Origin of the sequence: Salipiger mucosus DSM 16094, from assembly GCF_000442255.1 — a bacterium.
Lineage (GTDB): Bacteria > Pseudomonadota > Alphaproteobacteria > Rhodobacterales > Rhodobacteraceae > Salipiger > Salipiger mucosus.
Genome location: NZ_KE557274.1, coordinates 387,850 through 405,007, shown reverse-complemented (window position 1 = coordinate 405,007; position 17,158 = coordinate 387,850). Strand labels below are relative to the sequence as shown.

Annotated in this window: 13 protein-coding genes and 3 pseudogenes; 9 read left to right on the top strand and 7 right to left on the bottom strand. The window is 59.0% G+C overall.

What is annotated here, in order from left to right; genetic code table 11:
* Positions 1–9: 9 nt before the first annotated feature.
* The gene (locus SALMUC_RS08025; protein ID WP_021120053.1) at positions 10–3,327 is read left to right on the top strand and encodes a DotA/TraY family protein; all 3,318 of its coding nucleotides are present in this window, start codon (positions 10–12) and stop codon (positions 3,325–3,327) included.
* Between the two features lie 22 nt (positions 3,328–3,349).
* On the opposite strand, the gene SALMUC_RS08020 is transcribed toward SALMUC_RS08025, so the two are convergent.
* Positions 3,350–3,748, bottom strand: coding sequence for a hypothetical protein (locus SALMUC_RS08020; RefSeq protein WP_217626328.1), 399 nt, complete (start codon positions 3,746–3,748; stop codon positions 3,350–3,352).
* A 452-nt stretch (positions 3,749–4,200) separates the two neighbouring features.
* On the opposite strand from SALMUC_RS08020, the gene SALMUC_RS08015 reads away from it, so the two are divergent.
* From SALMUC_RS08015 to SALMUC_RS08005, 3 genes are read left to right on the top strand one after another with little or no spacing between them, the layout of a single operon-like run.
* Positions 4,201–5,052, top strand: a complete 852-nt coding sequence (locus SALMUC_RS08015; protein ID WP_020041290.1) for a hypothetical protein — start codon at positions 4,201–4,203, stop codon at positions 5,050–5,052.
* Complete coding sequence (locus SALMUC_RS08010) at positions 5,049–5,603, top strand: hypothetical protein (protein WP_020041291.1); 555 nt, start codon at positions 5,049–5,051, stop codon at positions 5,601–5,603. Before SALMUC_RS08015 ends, SALMUC_RS08010 begins: the two co-directional genes overlap by 4 nt.
* A gap of 54 nt (positions 5,604–5,657) precedes the next feature.
* Complete coding sequence (locus SALMUC_RS08005) at positions 5,658–6,716, top strand: hypothetical protein (protein WP_020041292.1); 1,059 nt, start codon at positions 5,658–5,660, stop codon at positions 6,714–6,716.
* A gap of 82 nt (positions 6,717–6,798) precedes the next feature.
* On the opposite strand, the gene SALMUC_RS08000 is transcribed toward SALMUC_RS08005, so the two are convergent.
* Complete coding sequence (locus tag SALMUC_RS08000) at positions 6,799–7,377, bottom strand: hypothetical protein (RefSeq protein ID WP_156883432.1); 579 nt, start codon at positions 7,375–7,377, stop codon at positions 6,799–6,801.
* A 230-nt stretch (positions 7,378–7,607) separates the two neighbouring features.
* Here SALMUC_RS08000 and SALMUC_RS28795 point away from each other — a divergent pair, with 230 nt between their 5' ends.
* From SALMUC_RS28795 to SALMUC_RS28790, 3 genes are all read left to right on the top strand, one after another.
* Positions 7,608–7,943 carry a GIY-YIG nuclease family protein gene (locus SALMUC_RS28795; protein ID WP_245584681.1) on the top strand — a complete coding sequence of 112 codons (336 nt, stop codon included), beginning with the start codon at positions 7,608–7,610 and terminating at the stop codon, positions 7,941–7,943.
* A gap of 202 nt (positions 7,944–8,145) precedes the next feature.
* Positions 8,146–8,925 carry a hypothetical protein gene (locus SALMUC_RS07995; RefSeq protein WP_020041294.1) on the top strand — a complete coding sequence of 260 codons (780 nt, stop codon included), beginning with the start codon at positions 8,146–8,148 and terminating at the stop codon, positions 8,923–8,925.
* A gap of 48 nt (positions 8,926–8,973) precedes the next feature.
* Entirely contained in the window at positions 8,974–9,255 is a 282-nt protein-coding gene (locus tag SALMUC_RS28790) for a LysR substrate-binding domain-containing protein (RefSeq protein WP_084513937.1), read from the top strand.
* A 96-nt stretch (positions 9,256–9,351) separates the two neighbouring features.
* Here the strand turns inward: SALMUC_RS28790 and SALMUC_RS07990 are convergent, their stop codons facing one another.
* Both SALMUC_RS07990 and SALMUC_RS07985 read right to left on the bottom strand, forming a co-directional pair.
* Positions 9,352–9,558: a hypothetical protein gene (locus SALMUC_RS07990; protein ID WP_020041295.1), complete on the bottom strand. Its 207-nt coding sequence runs from the start codon at positions 9,556–9,558 to the stop codon at positions 9,352–9,354.
* A gap of 162 nt (positions 9,559–9,720) precedes the next feature.
* Positions 9,721–11,117 (bottom strand): annotated as a pseudogene (locus SALMUC_RS07985) (fused MFS/spermidine synthase).
* Between the two features lie 866 nt (positions 11,118–11,983).
* Here SALMUC_RS07985 and SALMUC_RS07980 point away from each other — a divergent pair.
* Positions 11,984–13,066, top strand: a complete 1,083-nt coding sequence (locus SALMUC_RS07980) for an FRG domain-containing protein (RefSeq protein WP_021120049.1) — start codon at positions 11,984–11,986, stop codon at positions 13,064–13,066.
* A 377-nt stretch (positions 13,067–13,443) separates the two neighbouring features.
* Here SALMUC_RS07980 and SALMUC_RS07975 read toward each other — a convergent pair whose 3' ends face one another.
* Both SALMUC_RS07975 and SALMUC_RS07970 read right to left on the bottom strand, forming a co-directional pair.
* Positions 13,444–14,421: an alpha/beta hydrolase family protein gene (locus SALMUC_RS07975; protein ID WP_020041298.1), complete on the bottom strand. Its 978-nt coding sequence runs from the start codon at positions 14,419–14,421 to the stop codon at positions 13,444–13,446.
* Positions 14,422–14,459: 38 nt separating this feature from the next.
* Positions 14,460–14,870 (bottom strand): helix-turn-helix domain-containing protein, encoded by a 411-nt coding sequence (locus SALMUC_RS07970; protein ID WP_020041299.1) that lies wholly within the window; start codon positions 14,868–14,870, stop codon positions 14,460–14,462.
* Between the two features lie 68 nt (positions 14,871–14,938).
* On the opposite strand from SALMUC_RS07970, the pseudogene SALMUC_RS31780 reads away from it, so the two are divergent.
* A pseudogene (locus SALMUC_RS31780) lies at positions 14,939–16,354 on the top strand (MFS transporter).
* Positions 16,355–16,871: 517 nt separating this feature from the next.
* On the opposite strand, the pseudogene SALMUC_RS07960 reads toward SALMUC_RS31780, so the two are convergent.
* A pseudogene (locus tag SALMUC_RS07960) lies at positions 16,872–17,158 on the bottom strand (DMT family transporter); the annotation flags it as partial.

Below are 17,158 nucleotides of genomic sequence, written 5' to 3'. Positions count from 1 at the left end.
GATTTCGACATGGCTGGCGAACACAGTGACACAAAGAGCTACGTGAAGACGGAAGCGCAAGACTTCGTCAAGGAAGGTGTTCTTGGATCGCGTGAATGGAAACAGTCAAAACTCTGGTATCTGACTGGACTCGGCTCGATCTACTCCGGCGCGAAACGCGGGCTTTCCGGTGTCGGATCGGCAGGAACACGGACGGTGTCGCTGCTGCGAAGTGCATTCCGCGCTGAGCGTGAAGCACCACTCAACTGCGACAGCAACGACCCGGCAACCCGGTTCCGCGCTGCAATGGCTCGCTACGGCCTCGATGACGCCGACGTCCAGGACATCCAGCGCAGCTCGACGATGCTGAGCTACGTGTGGATGTTGATCGTTGTCGCGCTGACCGCCTGGGGCGTCTACTATGCCGGCAATGCAGACAGCGCGGCCGGCGGCCTCTTCGGATTCGTCGCTCATATTTTCGCGGTCCCGATGATGATCCGGCAGCTCTTCTGGAACTACCAGATCCGCCGGCGGTCGCTCGACTCGTTCGGTGCCTTCCTGAAATCCGGTGACTGGCTGCCGTCTGCGAAGCCGTCGACGGTGCAATCATTGCTCATCGCACTGTTCGGAGCCGCGGCAGTGACCCTCGTGCCGGACGCAGCACTTGCTCAAGACGCCCCGCTCGACTTTCTGACAGACGGCGCATCTCAGCCGGGAACGCTGTACTACGAGCTTCTGCAAGTTCTCGCGCCAGTCGGTCCGGTCGAACCTGGCGTCATGCAGTCGCCGTGGGCCGGACCGCTCAGCAACGCGATGAAGGTGTTCAACACGACCCTCCTTGCCGTCGGCGGCGCAATGCTCGGCTGGCATACTCTTTCGGGCATGATCGCGACAGCTCATGAAGGCAAGATGCTGGGCCAGAAGTGGCACCAGGTCTGGGCACCGGTGCGTGTCACGGCGGGCGTCGGCTTGCTTGTTCCCGCGGCCGGCGGCTTCGCTGCCGTGCAGCTGCTTGTTCTGCAAGTCGCCCTTTGGGGCAGCGCGTTCGCTGATACAGTTTGGGACGCTTACACTGACTCGTTCCGTGATCGTGCGTACATGACGAACTTGCTGGATGTCGGAGAAGATTACCGTGACGAGGACGGAAATGTCGTCCCGCGCAGGAACCTCGATGCGTCTCTAAAGGGGTTCATTGACAGCTCGGCCGCCCAGCAGTTCGTTTTCGGGATCCTCGAGAGACAGGCGTGTCTGCGCGGCGTCGAAGGCGCGCTCGAGAAGACCGCCGGGAGCTACAACAACATCTACGGGGACTCCCTGCCTCAAGACATCTCCGGGCTCTCGGGCAGCGAGCAGGAGAACCTGATGTCGATGTTCCGAGAACGCGCTCCGGACCTTGCTCAAGGCATAACCGAAGATGGATCGAGCGGGACTCTTCCGTATCTCCATGCATTCACGCAACGTCCGGAACACGCTGTGGGCATTTCTACGGACAACGGCGTACTTCTCAGTGAAAACGGTAGACCTGTCGGTGGCGAAAGCACCCAGCACCTTATCCGCGAGGGCGGCACGGCGGCCGTGAATTGGAATTTCGGGCCCTGCGGCAGCATGACCGTCAACCCGTTCTCGATTGAAGATCTCGAACAGATCTTGTCCGTCGATCCGGACAGCTACAAGACATTCCGCCAGCTTGGTCCGATGACCCAAGAAGAGGAATTCGATGACGAAGCGCTCGCTGACGACCTCGCTCGCCACCGGGTCGCGTACGACCTGATCATGAATTCCGCGGAGAACATCGGCGCACGCGTTGACTCGGAGGTTCTACCGCTGCTCGCTCCCGTCGCAGAAGTGATCTACGCTGCTTCGTCCGCGGATCCCGGAACGATGCCCATGGCTGACGCACGCAAGACGCTTGCCGGGAAGGACACTCAGGTCATGGCGTCCGTCGCCGCCGCCTACCAAGCGTGGAAAGACATCCTTGCGGATGAGCGGGCATCAGTCGGTGACAACGTGTACGACCTCGTCGACACGACAGACATGGATCCGTACATCGACCTTGCCCAGGAGAAAGGCTGGGCAGCTTCAGGTGCGTTCTACATGGTTCTCGCGCGCACGGTCGAGAACGACTACAACCTCGATGAGCTCTCCGCGAGTTTTGAAGGTGGGTTTCTGACCTGGGAATCGATCTCGGCACAGGACTCCATTCAGGAAATCTTTTACGGTGATCCGGGCCGTCTTGGTCTGATTCCGGTGTTCGAAGCATATTCGAAAACGACATTCCAGTCTGTCGCTGATCATGCCGACTCGATTGCGGAAGAGTTCGCTCAGGATGAAATCGACGAGCCTGGCTTCCTTGAAGACATGGTGGAAGGAAACCCGACCGCAAAACTCCTGGTCCCGGACGAAACGATCAATGCAATCGGGGATGCGCTGAGAGAAATCGGGAACATGCTCGGCAACTTCGTGCTCAATCTTATCCTTAGCACCGAGCCAGATCCTTACTTCGCTCTCACGGATATCGTCGATATGGGGCTCACGATCATCAATATCGCCGCCGTCATTCTGGGCATTTCACTATTTGGCTCGGTTCTCGCGTCAGGCGTCAAGAGTACAATTATATCGAAGCTCTCAGGAGGTGTCGTCGGGAAAGTAGCAATGGGCATTGCCGGAATCGGTCAGATGGTGGGTACGATCATTCTGATCCTGGGGGTGGTGCACGCGTATATCATCCCGATGGTCCCCTACATCATGTTCACGATGTTCGTGCTCGGCATGGTTATCTTGATCGCGGAAGCAATGGTCGCGGCGCCAATCTGGGCGCTTATGCACGTCCGCATGGACGGCACCGAATTCGTCGATCAGATGCAGCGGCCGGGCTACATGATCGTTTTCAACCTGTTCCTCCGTCCCACACTGGCGATCCTGGGCCTGATCCTGAGCTTCAGTGTGTTTTCAGCAGGGATCTGGTTCATGGATGAGACATTCAAGATCGCTGCGCGCAGCACGATGTCAACCGGTGTCGGCGTCATCGGGGCGCTACTGATGCTCGCGATCATGACGTACATGCACTACCAGATGGCGATCCGCGCATTCGGACTCATCACAGAAGTTCCTGATCGCGTGACGCGCTGGTTCGGCCAAGGCGGTGAGCAACTCGGCGAGGCAGACGAAGCGAAACGCACCGTTGGGCTCTTTGTTGGCCAAGCTGAGCATAGGTTCCAACAATTTGGCGGCGTTGCCAATGGTGGACGTAACCCTGCTGGGGGGGAGCCGAAATCCGGAGGTAGCGATGAGAAGGATGGAGCCGGAAAAGAATCAGGAGGAAAACCCTTGAAACCAGGTGGCAAATAAGAAAGGGGCTAATGCCCCTTTCTTAGTCAAATATCCGCGAGCCACGTATGAGGTCCCACCAGTCAGACCATTGCTTGAAGCGGGTCTGAGCAAGCTCACGAACCTTCTTTAAGTATACGACATCGCGCTTCTGGAGGCGCTGTCCCTTCCGTGCCCCGTTCGGTATTCGAAGCTCTTCATTCGTGAGTTCTCGCGCTGGATTCTTGTTGGCGCCACCGCACCTATCGTCCAAAACAGTTAGCAAGTAGTCGCGCTCAGCCTCCAAGCCAAGATAATGCATGTTCCAAGCGTCGATTTGATCCTTTTGACCTCGGATAGTGTTCTCGAGATCTGCGCAGTGCGCTTTCCAGCGCTCGACATTGTCCAAGGCTTTTTCCGCCAAGGCTTTGTTATAATACATCGCGTAGCTCATATCAGCCATCGTCCTTTCTGTTTCTGTCGCGGGCTTCTGTAACCGGTCGGGCCCCATTCCGGGAGCCTCGCCTCCGGAATTGAAGACAGAAACCCACGCGTCTGTAGTTGAGTATATAGGGCCAATCTATCCTTTGTCAACATTCTATCCATACCCAATGCCTTCGATGAGTAGGCTGGCGCCACCTGTTCTTCCGCGCCCTCCGTACGCCAATCCGCAGGCCTCGGCAGCCAAGCCTTCCCTTGGACCTCGACAAGAATAGATGGGCGCCGCCGCCCCTGCTTCCAGACACGCAGAAAGGAGCGGGAAGCCGACTTGGCCTCCCGCGTGCGTATGCCGGTCGATAGCCCGGCTGTATTCTCATGTCCTCACCGTTACGGCGAGCGCCCCGTATGCACATTTCACGTCTCCATAACGCGGAGCTTACACATGAGGCACGGAGAGCATCAAGAGGCCTAACAATGCGCCATCTATCCTACGCTACACCTATTCTTTTCGCCATGGCAACTTCGGCAGCGGCGCAACAAACCTTCGAGTCAGGTCGTATCGACGTCGTGCGCCCGATTTTCGAAGAAGTGACCAGGAAGCCGGCTCGTGCGGACAGTCTGGATCACCTCGTTTTCGACCTCGATGGCGACAACAGAAACGAGGTGATTTTTCTCGACAGGCGGTCGTGCACAGACGTCGTCATCTGTGAGATCACCATCGCGAGGCACGATCCGGAGACCTCCCGGTGGCTGAAAATCGGGCGGTCGTCAGGCAGCCGGATCTCAGTCAGAACTCCGGCAACAGGGGACGCTTTCGCGCCGATCACGGTCTACCAGGGAAATGGCTACACGGCTGACGACGTCGAGCTCACCTGGAGTGCCGGCATGTATCGGATCGATGTCGGTCAGTTCGGAGATCTGGTGCCATTCTCAGATGATCTGAACAGCCAGCCTGACCGGTTGTCGGAGATCTTGCGTCCCTCGTTTTCGGCTGAGCGAAACGCACTGATCGAGACCATGGCCTCGGATGGTGACAGGGCCCTCTTCGGCGGCGCGGATCTCAATCACGATGGGCAGCCGGAGTACATGGTTTTTCTCGACTACGAGTATCTGTGCAATGATGCCGCCGGCTGTCCGCTGTTGCTGTACTCGTCGCTCGACACCGGGCCTTTTGCACGGTTGCGGTCTGCTGCTGAAGAGGTAGCGGTTCCTGGTGACGCAGAAGACGGGAAACTGAAGTCGATCTACACGGCCGGCCCCGACGGAGGCGTAGTTCACTGGAGCTGGGACGCCGAGGCGGCCCGATATGAAGAGGTCGGTAAATGATGTACCTGCTCGCAAAACTTCCGGCGTGGCAGTCGGTCTTAAAAACGATGCTGAAGGGTGTCTTCGTTCTCGCGCTGTGCATGACCTGCATTCAGGTTCTCTTCGGTATGATCTCGGCCAAGCCGCGGAAGTTCGCGGATCAGACGGCCGCGCTGTTCGTGTTTCTTGTCGGCATTTTGATCTCGGTGCCGGTCATGATCGGGATGCTGGAGCCCTTTGTGGCAGTTTTCGACGACGTGTCAGTCTCTGACGTCGACATGCTGCGTGCCGCGACATTCCAAGTTGTCGCGGTTTTCGCGGGATACCTGATCGTGATTTTTGGTCGCCGTCTTGAGGGAAGCATCGCCGTGAAGGGGCTCCGGATATCAATGTCACGTCTCGTGATCGTGCTGTCTGCGACCATCTTCGTGGCGTTCTGGATATTGGTCGATGCCGAGCGCGGAAGTGTCTGGTCTGTCACCGGACAGATCGCCAAGGCGGTCCAGACGGCCGATACCGAGGAAAGAGACGAGCTTCGTTCGCTTGTTGAGCAAATGGTCGACAGTAAGTGAATTGCGGTTTGCCTCGGTCCGGACAGTTCTCTCGAAAATACTCAGGAGTACGAGATGGATTCTTTGAACGATGAGCAACAGCACAAGCCCATTACGATGGATTCCTTGACCGAAGAACAAAGGAAGGGCGTCCACAACCCGTTTGAGGAGGCTTGGGAGCTATCGCAGCAGATGCGCGAGGAAGACGAAGAAAAGGAGAAACAGAAGGCCCGCGAGGCTGAAGAGCCGCCGGCCGACAAGTACGGTGAAAACGACGACGATGCCTCTGCGCCGGAACATGCCCCAGGGACATTTCGGTTGGACGGCTCTCAGGAGATCAGCGACCCAGACCAACCCAGCCCCTCAGCCGGTCAAGGGCAACAGATGATGGCGCCTCAACGGTCGAGCGGTACAATCGGTGACGCGCTCGCCGGTGTCATTATCGGCACCGGTACGTTGGTCGGGAATACCGCAAAAGCCGGGGTGAAAGGCACGGTCAAAGGCGTTCAGGGTGCGGCGAAGGGTGTCGAGTACACCGGGAAAGGTGCAAATTACGCGGTCTCGGGCTTCCAGGATCGAATGCGGAAGAAGCAGCAGGAACAGTTCACTCGACACATCAACGCTCTCGAGAATACTGAGGAACGCCTTGTGAAGAAGGTGGATGCGCACAACCAGTCTTACGAGCCCTTTGCACAGCGAGTTCGTGAGCTGGAGGCATCGGATACGTTCAGGCAGCGCTTCACTGACGAGAAGGAGCGCCGGGAGAAGGCGATGTCGCGAGCGTTCGATGACATGCCCGAGTTCGCGACGGACAAGGCGATGGACGGGTACCAAAAATCGTGGAACGACATCGAGACGCTCGCGAACGATCATATGTCGGCGCTCCACGCATCGCAGGGGTTCGAAAAGGCACTTCAAGTCGCGCCCGAAGACGCCCAAGAACGTTTCAAGAATGCGATGACCCGCAGTACCGACGTCAACGGCGCGCTCGACAAGGTGAGCCAGGCCGCGACGATGAGCGATGACGACGAGACGATCCGCGAACGCATCAAAGAGTCCGTCGAGCGGATCCGCGAAGCGATCATGAACTTCATCAACAAGTTCCTGCCCGGCTCGATGAGCCTGGGTCGCTGAGGGTCGCTTCGACATCTGCAAACAAAGAGGGGGCGCCGCCGGCGCCCCTTTCCGTTCTGTGCCGGCGCGATGTTCGTGAGCGTCAGGCGGCGAACTGCATGTGTTGGCGCACGTAGGTTGGCAGCAGGCGTTCGAGCAGTTTGAGTTCGTTTTCGTCGAGCTGCACTTCGGCGGCGTTCCAGGCGTCCTGGATGCGCTCTTCGATTGCGCCCAGCGCGCTGTTTGCTTTTTCGATCCGGGCGCGGACACGCTCGATCTCTTCGGAGCCCAGTCCGGCGAACTTGAGCTCGATGTCGTCAGCGAGTGCGGGATCGTTGATGAAGGGCAGCGTCTGGTCTTCGCAGGCTTCGAGCTCCTCGAGAACCTCGCGAGCGCTCTCGACCCAGCGTTCCATCGCCGTCTTTTCGCATTCGAGGTCGAGAATGCCGGCCTGGATGTAGGCTTTCTTGCGGGAGAGCTCGAGGGAGGCGATCATCCGCAGGGCGTCGCTTTTCTGCTGCAGCATGTCTGCGGCGGAGGATTGCTGGTGTTCCGCATCGCGGCGCGCGTCTTTCTGGAAGACGGGGATGGAGATCACTCCGCTGATCGCGTGTTGGACGACGTCTTTCTCGAGACGGCTGATGAGTTCGTCTACTCGGAGGAGCTTAATACTCGACTGCATTCCTGAAGCTTGCCTTTTGTTCCTGCCCCCCCTTACTATCCTTCCAATTAGATAGTGTCAACATCTTCACGCGCTCTATTCATCATGAATTCACCGCTGTGCTTCATGTCGAGTGCATGGTGCGCCGTCGAACACAGAACAGGATGCGCAGGAAGCCGCGCAAGAGGGTGAAGAGGTCATCTCGGCGTAGCAGCCAGCGCGGCTACGTCTATGTTCTGACGAACCCGGCGATGCCCGGCATGGTGAAAATCGGATGCACGACGCGCACGCCGCGGGAACGGGCGAGGGAACTTTCTTCGACGTCGGGCGTTCCCGCACCGTTCGAGGTGAGCTTCTGTCTGAAGGTGGCGGACGCGTATCTGGTCGAGAAAGGGGTGCATGCGATTCTGGCGAAACACCGGTTTCGGAGGAACCGCGAATTTTTTTGTGTGCCGAATCGGCTCGCAAGAGATAGAATTGTAAGGATTGCAAAGCGTGACCAATCCAACAAAATCTGGCCAGTTCTTGGCATACTCGGCCTGATTGTAGCCAAAATCGCTCTGATTGCACCTCTGGCAGTCTCCTGAAAATCCGCCGCTTTCCTCCTTGAGTTGAAGAAATCGCGAAGGATATTCGCGCCTAGGTTGTGCGTCTCGCCAAGGAGAATTGTGGCGTTATTGCTATGAATCTGCCACCGTCGCCAGAGAAATTCTTACAATTCGGCGATTTCCCGCTGCCGTCTGAGGCGTTACTCAGTCGGCACGTAATCCAACGACGACGGAAGACACTATGGAACGCAGCACATTCAAACATCTCCTGTGGAGCAACGACATCCAGTTCGCCGGCCCGGCTTACAAATCGCGCGCCGGGCGGATGTTCTCGGTAATCATGCCGATTCCGTTGATTCGGCTCGCGTCTAAGGACGCGAAAAACTGGGTCTCGCTTCACGAGGCGCACGAGGTTGAACGCCTTCTGCCTGCCGGCGACATGGTAGACGAAGAACTCGACATTGATGTCCCGCAAGAGAGCCTTGTCGTGGTGGAGAACCCCAAGGTCACTGAACGCGCGACCGCGTCGAATGCGTCGTACCAGGTTGGCCACATGGTTGCGCAGGTGCTGAACCGCCTGGTTAGCATCGGTGACTTCGGCGTCACGCGCGAGACGACTGCGCTCTACGGACTGGCAACATACTTCGTGAACAAGTCGCGTTGTGATTTTTGCGAGGATGTCGGCATCAAGCCTAACGACTTCTGCATGGGTATGGCGAGCGAGCTGGCTCGGACATGGTCGGGAGCGAAATCCGTCTCGCAGGATCCGAGTGGTTTCTTCTTGCGGCCGAACTTCTTGGAGACATCGGATTTCTGCGAGTACCTCAGCGAGGTCGACCCGAGTTTCGTGAAACTCCACAACTTGCAGTACCCTGAGTCCAGGCTCGGTGAGCAAGACACCCAAAGCGGGGTTCGCTGGACAAGGAAGATGATCGAGCTCGTCCGGCACGACCTGGACACGTACCTCGGAAAAGAGAACAGCACGGTCAATCTTCCGCGTAGCCTACGTTTTAATCGGTGAGAAAATTGGCGGAGCTAGACTACCCGCGTCATACCCGGAAAGGGAAGAATGATCGCTCCAGTCGCGCGAACGCTCCTTACCGTCAACGACGGCGAAGCAGTGTGCGACCTTGTTTGGGCCGGTCTTGGCATTGGCATGTTCCCAGGCTTCATCGCGCTTCCGAATAATGAATGCGGCGATCTGACGGTCGTGCTGCCATACTGGGAGACGAGTGCACTTCCCATCGCGGCAGCGTGGCCACCCATTCGCCCGATGCCTGCAAAGGTTCGTGGCCTAATCGATTTATTGTCGATCGAGCTGGCGGAAGTAGCGCTATGGAGAACCTGCTGAGCTGTACGGAAACTCAACCGAATTTGGACGAGTGGGGTCCTGTTGCCAGTCGCTGAAGAACGAGTCCATTTGGGAACAAATCGCCCCATCGTGAAGTCAATTCCACGGAAGAAGGAGGCGTTGCTGTCCCTTAAACTCTGCTCTGAAAATAGCAACGAGGGCGTGATGCGCTGAATGCAAGATTACGTGCCAGACCGTGTTCTCGGCGGGTTTCTTCGCCTTGTCAGAAATTTTAACGCCCACGGCGAACTGCGGGAATGCCCGCACCCCAGTCATCCAACTGATTAGGATGATACGCAGCATTCGCACGGCTGTTCCGGGGAAGCCGTGTCGCAGGATCTGTCGAGCGGCCAACGGCCGCAAAAGTCCGTTTTATTTTAAGTACGGGCTACCGAGTTTAGGAGCGTGTGTCGATTTGATCGAGTAGGGATTTGTAATCATCTCGTCAGCGCGCATCTCTCATAGTCATTCAAGAAGCGGTGCAAGTCCCACCAACCGGTCTATTGGCGCGAAATCATCTGTCAGGGGCTGGGCATCCAATCGGGTGATGATTTGCTCGATATAGGTCGGGTCCAGCACCGCAAAGCGTTTTGGGTCGGGTGTCAGGGTCTCGATCTGTGAAACCGGGCTTTCTGCGCTACCTGCCAGCAGGACAAAGACGCGGCGCTCTCCGGGTTCCGGGGGGAGCGCTTCGGTCCAGACCTCGACGCTAGGAAAGACTTCCTGCAAGGTCACGACCAAGGCGGCCAGCGCCTGCATCCGGTCCACATAGTCGATAGCATTCATGGCAAAGACGCCGCCAGGCAGCAGCTTGTCGGCCACCAGCGAGAAGAACTCTGCTGTGACCAAATGCGCAGGCACGGCGATGTCAGTGAAGGCATCGCCCACGATCACATCGAACTTGCGCAGGCTTTCGTGCAGCGCAGCGCGACCATCGCGGTGGATCACCTCGGCGCTGCCCGGGTCGAACCAGAAGTCCCGTACAGCCGCTTCGGTCACGGCGGGATCGACCTCGCTCACCACAATCGTAGAAGCCCCGCGGTCGGACCAAGCGCGCGGCACCGAGTAGGAGCCGCCACCGATATGGAAGGACGAAAAATCGTCGCGTCCCATTCGCATCCGCGGCAGCGCGTCGAGCATTGCAGTGTGGTCGGTCAGCATAATACGAGGTTCGTCGCGAGCGCTGATGCCATGAGCCAGGTGATCGAGAACCATCACGTTGACGGGGTCCGGCGCACCGGAGAGCGCGACGGTTCTGATGCAGTAATAGTTGCTCTCATCGTCGCAGATCTTGGGAAAGTTCAGCACCCAACCGCCCATCACAATCGGCAGTGCGAGCGCCACTGCCGCGCGTCGTCGTGCTTTGCCTGAAAGACCGCCGAGATAGAAACACAGCATCGCACTGACCCCATAGATCAGCGCCATGAGCAATAGTGTTCCGACCGATCCCACCCATGAGATGAAGACAAAGCCCGCGAGAAGCGTCCCCAAGATCGCGCCCACGGCGCCGGCGGCAAACATGGCGCCCAGAACGCGTTCGGACTGAGTTGCACCGCGCATAGCGACGACGGCCAGCACCGGCGAGGGCACGCCCGCAAAGAGCGACGGCAGAAAAAAACCAGCGCCGTGAGTACCCAGATCGCCAGCAAAGGCTCTGCCACGGTGAGCAGGACATGCGTCGCCGTCCAGCGCAGCACAAGCGATGCAGAAGCGGTGACAAGTGCGGCCATTGCCAGGATCCAACCGGTGGCAGTCAAAGCCTCCGCACTCGCCCGCGCGGCCAGCCGGCCGCCCCACCAATGCCCGATGCTGAACCCGGTCAGAACCACTGCGATGATCGCAGTCCAAGTGTAAAGGCTCATCCCGACGTACGGTGCAATCATCCGGCCTGCGACGATCTCCACGACCAGTCCACCGGCGGAAATCGCCGCCTGAAGCCCGATCAAAAGCCACAAAGGACCGGTGCTCTGATGCGCATCATTCATATGCCCATTAGGCCGAGTTTCCCTCGCCCGTCAATTGGCAGGCAGCGCAGCAGTTGGCCTGTCGGCGGCCCCCGTTCTCGTGCCATTTTCGCGCGCGATTGGTCGTTACGCGCGACTGGCCAAGAACGACCGCTCCTGAAGATCGGTCCCGCAAGCATTGCATCTGAGAAAGAAGCTGGACGCCTCCGGAAACCTCTGGCTGATGTGCAGCGGTCGTGATTCACTTCCGATGACGGGTGGAGGGTTACATGGCCAAGCAAGCAGGGTTCTGGAGGCGTCCACCTGCAAAGCGTTATCGCCCTCACTCAACGACGACCGGAGCCCTGCGTTCAAGCACTTGACGTGCAGGAGTTGGGTCAGCACGCCGGATTCGGGCGGTCGGGAGCCATACCGCGACATTCATGCGTGCCGGATAAGTTGATCGTCGCTTCGTCCGTCGTCAGCACGAAGCGGTCATTCCGCCCGCATCTCCTATGCGCGGGCGCAACTGCAAGAAGGGCGGGGAGCGGACCTTCTCTGCGCGTGCGAATGCGACCTCGCCCGAAGGCGTAAGCGGACATTCAGTCGGGTATGTCCTGCCGGGCCGTGGTGATCGACAGGGAGGGCGGGGAGCTGACTTTCGCTGCGTCCCGCACGAACGGCCGCGATGCGTAGAGAGTTCTCTTTGTGCTCTCGCTCGTTTGCCATCTCGTCCCAAGTGGAGCATGCTTCCAATGATTACGAACTGTTTGTGAGGGTCACTCGTGAAAATTTCGGTTGATGAATTCTCGGCACGGCTGGCGGATATGTTTCAAAATTACCGGAAACTGGATGAGAGTTTCCATTTGGGTGTTCATGAACCTGAAGTTCACCCAACACACCTACACTACGCTTTTGACGACGATATCCCATTTCTGGAGGCATTGTTGCCGACAGCTGATACCTTCTCTGGGAAATACGTTGGACGTCGGAAGAAGTTTTTGGCACGCGGGCATACTGATGCCGAGCGATATTCACTCACCCCCACGATTTTCCGGCGTCCGCAAGGCGAACATGCAGGAAAGCAGTTCGACGGCTTCATGAATGGCTACATCCATGGGGTGACCATAGACTACGAGACCAGCATTTTTTCCTCGTTTTTGTCCGGTTTGAACGATAGTTCGGCACTTCTTTCAAGGGAAAGTATCGCGTTGCTCCAGTCGCATGAAAACAGGGCGGCAACAGAAGTTGCGAATTTCCTTGGGCCACCATTGCCTTTTTTCCATGTGAAGAACTTTCCAAACGAAAACCTTCTCCACGAACTAGCTATCGCCCAGCACCACGGCGTCCCAACCCGCTTGCTTGACTGGTCGACGAACCCGCTCAAAGCACTTTTCTTTGCCTGTGCAGGAATTGGCCCCCTCCCAAAAGAAGAAGAGAAGCGGATCGGCGTTTGGCTCTTCCCTCTCGACTATCTTGAAATGTGCGAGCTGCTAGGCGTCGTTAAAGTGGTCAGGGCCGCGAGTTTTCAGAACACCTATATCGCTCGGCAGAATGGGGTCTTCACGCTGCACAACATGAGATATCAATCAGAGGATATGTGGAACGATGTGAATGAAGTTACCAAGACCGTGTTGCCTCTTGATGACTATCTGACGAACAACCCAGACGGCAAAGACTATATCAAACCTTTAATTGAGCACATTGGCAAACCCATCCTCATGACGTTACCCCACCGTGACGCGGTACGAATTCCTGACCGGCTCAGAGAGTTCGATATCAGCTATGCTACGCTTATGCCGGGCCCGCATGGAGCGGCGTGCGATGCGCTTCAACGCCTCAAGCACTTTGGGATCACCTATGGCTGAAAGTGATGCCCTAGGGGGTGTTGTATCGGCGAGCCGGTCAAGTTGCGACAGATAATGGTCGACTATTCGATCAAATGTCAGGTTTTTCGGTACGTGTGATCTCCATCTATCCAAATTTGCTGCAGGGTGTTGCGAAGGGCCGGTTAGGGGAAGTAGCACCGCAGTGATGAGCGACAGCCGAATGGCCGGTCAGGGCCGTCAGCGCCCGCAGGCCTGGCGCGCCAGGGCGAGGGTCCTGCCGCGCCGCCGCAGGTCCGCTTCGAGCCCAATTTGACCAATGCCGCGGCCAGTTCCAATGTCCGCTAGCAGACACAGCCAGTGAAACTAGGTGTCCAGTCCCGGCATCTGGTGGATCGGGGTGGGCCATGCCGACATACCTATTGTCCGCGAACCACGCCGAGACGATCCGCGATTTCGTCGTGGATGCGTGCACGCTCGGCGGGTTCTGTGTCGCACAGGGAGACAACGCCGCCGTCCTCTGCCAGAACATGTTTGCCCTTTGGCGTGCAGATGGGAAAGGCGTCGTAGCGTTTCGCGGACTCGATCACCGCCTGCGGCAGGCCGGCGGTGGAGAACCGGCCGCGATCCGGGGCGCCCAGCCAGATCACCCGAATATCGGCCTCTTGCGCCCTCAGGCTCGCGGCAAGGAAGACATCCGCATATTCCGGATCGATGGCAATGGCGGTGCCGATCCGGGGATCGCGATGTGTGCGTTCCAATGCCCCGGCATCAACGGAGGCCAACGATACACCGTGTGCGTTATACCATCCGCAGTCAGGACCGCCTTCGTTGGTCTCACACGAGCTCGCGAAAACGTCGGTGTCGAACGCACCGCCCGCCAGGGCCAGGGCGGCAGTGCCGCCAAGCGCATATCCTGCCACGGCAATCCGGCTGTGATCCACGGCATTAGACCAGACCGGGTCCCGAAGAATCCGATCAAGCACGTGCGAGACATCCTGCGGCCGCCGCCAGATCTCGTCCACGGCATCTACTGCGCTCTCCGGACGCGGGCCGTTCACTTCGACCACAACGAAGCCCTCTTCTGCCAGCCGGCCACTCAGCCAAGCCCCGGAATCCGCCGCTGATCGCAATCCGCCGTGCGAGAGCAGGACAAGGGGATACGGTCCCGGTGCCATCGCGGCATCGCGATAGGCAGGTTGTCCGACGAAGACCGCGTTGCCACCAACATCTTCCAGCGATCTGCCTTCCTGCGCAGGATACCAAATCGAAAGCGAAAGGTGACGCAGGTCGTCCTCGCCATGCGTGGTCATGGTGTGAACCCCGATACGGGGCTCCGCGATACCGGGTTCGGCACAAAGACATGCCACCAGAAGGATCGAAATGGATTTCAGCATGGGTCTTCCTGTTCAGCGAGATCTTCTGTCGTGAGGGCTTATGTCCGGCGTTTGGTTGCCGTGCGGGCGGCGAACTCCATCAGGCGTTTGAACTTCGGACAGTCCATGTGGCTTTCGGCTGGGCAATCCGCTACGTGACGCAGGGCGTCGCGCAGCCGCGTGAGACCCCGGATCTGCTCGTCGAGCGCATTGGCGCGCAGCTGCAACTCGGCACGCGGCAACTGGGGCGTACCGTCCTTGGCGAACATGCCCTTGATGTCTTCCAGTGAGAACCCGGCCATCTTGCCCAGCGAGATCAGCGCAAGTTGGGTGACCGCTTGCGCATCGAACTGCCGCCGCAACCCGTGCCGCCCGACCGATTGGATCAGTCCGATCTCCTCGTAGTAGCGCAGCGTCGAGGAGGAGACGCCACTCTTTTCCGACAGAATCCCGATATCGAGAAGTTTCACGGTTGACCTCAAGTTGGCTTGAAGTGGGAAGATAGCTTCCACTGATCATCAACGCTAGTGAACTTACCATGAAAAAACCGAACGAGGCGCGCGCGCCGCTTCCCATCCTGACGGCGCTGGCCGCCGCCACCCTGACCGCTTCGCTGGGGCTCAGCGTCGCCTCAGTGCTGCTGCCCACCCTGACACGCAGTTTCGATGTGACCGTGTCGGACGCCCAGTGGGTCGTGCTGGCCTATCTCATGGCGGTGACGGTCGCCATCGTCTCGGCCGGGCGGCTTGGCGATCTGTTCGGCCACCGCCGGGTCATGGTTTCCGGCTAGGTCGTCTTCATGGCCGCGTCGCTCCTCAGCGCTATGGCACCGAGTCTCGGCGTGTTGATCCTGGGGCGCGCGCTTCAGGGAGTTGGCGGGGCGATCCTGATCGCGCTCCCGATGTCGATCGCCCGGGACATGGTGCCTCAAGGGCAGCTCGGCACCGCCATGGGCCTGCTAGGAACCACCTCCGCCGCCGGGACCGCGCTCGGGCCCTCGCTTGGCGGTTTCGTGCTGGCCTGGAGCGACTGGCGTATGACCTTTTGGCTCCTCGCCGGGTTTGCCACGCTGGCACTGTTTCTTGTTGTCCTCTTCATCCAGCATGAGAGTCAGCGGTCTCGGGCACGGTTCAAGTCGCTGGATATCCCGGGAACCGTTGTGCTGATCGTTGCCCTTGCGGCCTATTCACTCGGCACGAGCGGTGGCGCCTCAGGCGTTCCGGTTTCGCCGGCGGTGCTTATGGCAGGCGCGCTGTTCGCGGCTGCAATCTTCGTGGCCGTCGAGACCCGCGTGAGCACGCCACTGGTGCCAATGACTGTCCTTATGGACAGGATGACGGCAGCAGGGTTTGCCATGAACATCCTGGTCGGCACCATCATGATGGCGACGCTGGTCGTCGGCCCATTCTTCCTGACGTTCCCCCTTGGACTGGACGAGGCAATCGTCGGCCTGGTGCTGGCCATTGGACCGGTTGTCGCCGCGCTGTCCGGCGTGCCCGCGGGGCGGTTGACGGATCGGTTCGGCGCGCGGCGCGTGATGCTTGCCGGGCTTCTTCAGACCATGCTCGGTCTGCTCTGCCTTGCCCTTCTGCCGCGCTATTTCGGCGTCGGCGGGTATATCGCGGCGCTGATCACACTGACTCCGGCCTTTCAGATGTTCCTGGCGGCCAACAACACCGCAGTCATGTCCGGGGCTTCGAAGGAGCAGTGCGGGCGGCTTTCCGGTCTGCTCGGCCTGTCTCGCAACCTTGGATTGATGACAGGTGCTTCCGCGATGTCCACCCTGTTCGTCGCAGCAATGGGCACAGGTGACGCGGCAAAGGCGACAATAGCGGACGTCTCCTATGCCTTTACGATGACATTCTTCTTCGCCGCCGCTCTGGCCATGATCGCCCTTGGCGTCGCGATCTGGAGCAATCCCAGGCGCAGACAAGTTGCGCCGGAGCCAGTGTGAAGCTCAAACAAAATTCGCGCGCCCTGAGGCATGGACCCGTTTCCTTCACAACTGCGGCCATAGGTCATTGGGCATTGGGCATTGGGCATTGGGCATTGGGCATTGGGCATTGGAAAGGTTCGGTTGGTATTGGAGGGAAACCCACCTGTTCTGCACAGGCCAGATTCGGAGCGCAAATGATGACCTACGCTCTATCATGATCACGGTCGAACCCCAAAAATGGCTGCGGACGTGGAGAACGAAGCCCATGAGAGGGGCGGCCCCATCGGCGACCAATGTGCGAAAGCGAACATCGAATCTCAACGTTTGACCGGCAGGTTCGTCCGCACTGCCGACCTCGGGTCGTTGGAAATGCTACGGCGGGGATGGATGGCCGCTTCGGCGACGCTGCGCTGCGACACCGGCGGTCGCTTCGAACGGCCGGATTGGGCCGCCTCCGCCGGGCAGGCCGTCTCAACAGAGCGAGTTGGCCGCTGCGGTGGCGCGGGTCCGCTTCGAACCCGGCTGAGGGTCCAGATCAGCAGCAATGATCTTTCAGTTCCTGTCGTCTGCCGCTCATGAGGATCGCGCTGCACGCGATCAGGGCGATCCCGAGGGCTTCCCGGGCCGTGGGAATGTCTCCGAAAAAGACGGCGCCACAGACGGCCGCGAAGCCCAGGTAGGCGGTATCGAAGACACCGACAACCGGCGTCGGGGCCACCCGGTAGGCCGTCGCGACCGCCGTGGCGATCACCGCCAAGAGGCATCCGAGCACGAACGCGAGGCTCCAGTCCGCGAGCGTGAGCCTTGGCCAGAGCGCCAGAA

Bases quoted from the DNA above. Each gene is read 5' to 3' on its own strand.
- SALMUC_RS08025 (WP_021120053.1), top strand. From the start codon at position 10: ATGGCTGGCGAACACAGTGACACAAAGAGCTACGTGAAGACGGAAGCG.
- SALMUC_RS08020 (WP_217626328.1), bottom strand. From the start codon at position 3,748: ATGGCTGATATGAGCTACGCGATGTATTATAACAAAGCCTTGGCGGAA.
- SALMUC_RS08015 (WP_020041290.1), top strand. From the start codon at position 4,201: ATGCGCCATCTATCCTACGCTACACCTATTCTTTTCGCCATGGCAACT.
- SALMUC_RS08010 (WP_020041291.1), top strand. From the start codon at position 5,049: ATGATGTACCTGCTCGCAAAACTTCCGGCGTGGCAGTCGGTCTTAAAA.
- SALMUC_RS08005 (WP_020041292.1), top strand. From the start codon at position 5,658: ATGGATTCTTTGAACGATGAGCAACAGCACAAGCCCATTACGATGGAT.
- SALMUC_RS08000 (WP_156883432.1), bottom strand. From the start codon at position 7,377: ATGCAGTCGAGTATTAAGCTCCTCCGAGTAGACGAACTCATCAGCCGT.
- SALMUC_RS28795 (WP_245584681.1), top strand. From the start codon at position 7,608: ATGCCCGGCATGGTGAAAATCGGATGCACGACGCGCACGCCGCGGGAA.
- SALMUC_RS07995 (WP_020041294.1), top strand. From the start codon at position 8,146: ATGGAACGCAGCACATTCAAACATCTCCTGTGGAGCAACGACATCCAG.
- SALMUC_RS28790 (WP_084513937.1), top strand. From the start codon at position 8,974: ATGATCGCTCCAGTCGCGCGAACGCTCCTTACCGTCAACGACGGCGAA.
- SALMUC_RS07990 (WP_020041295.1), bottom strand. From the start codon at position 9,558: ATGCTGCGTATCATCCTAATCAGTTGGATGACTGGGGTGCGGGCATTC.
- SALMUC_RS07975 (WP_020041298.1), bottom strand. From the start codon at position 14,421: ATGCTGAAATCCATTTCGATCCTTCTGGTGGCATGTCTTTGTGCCGAA.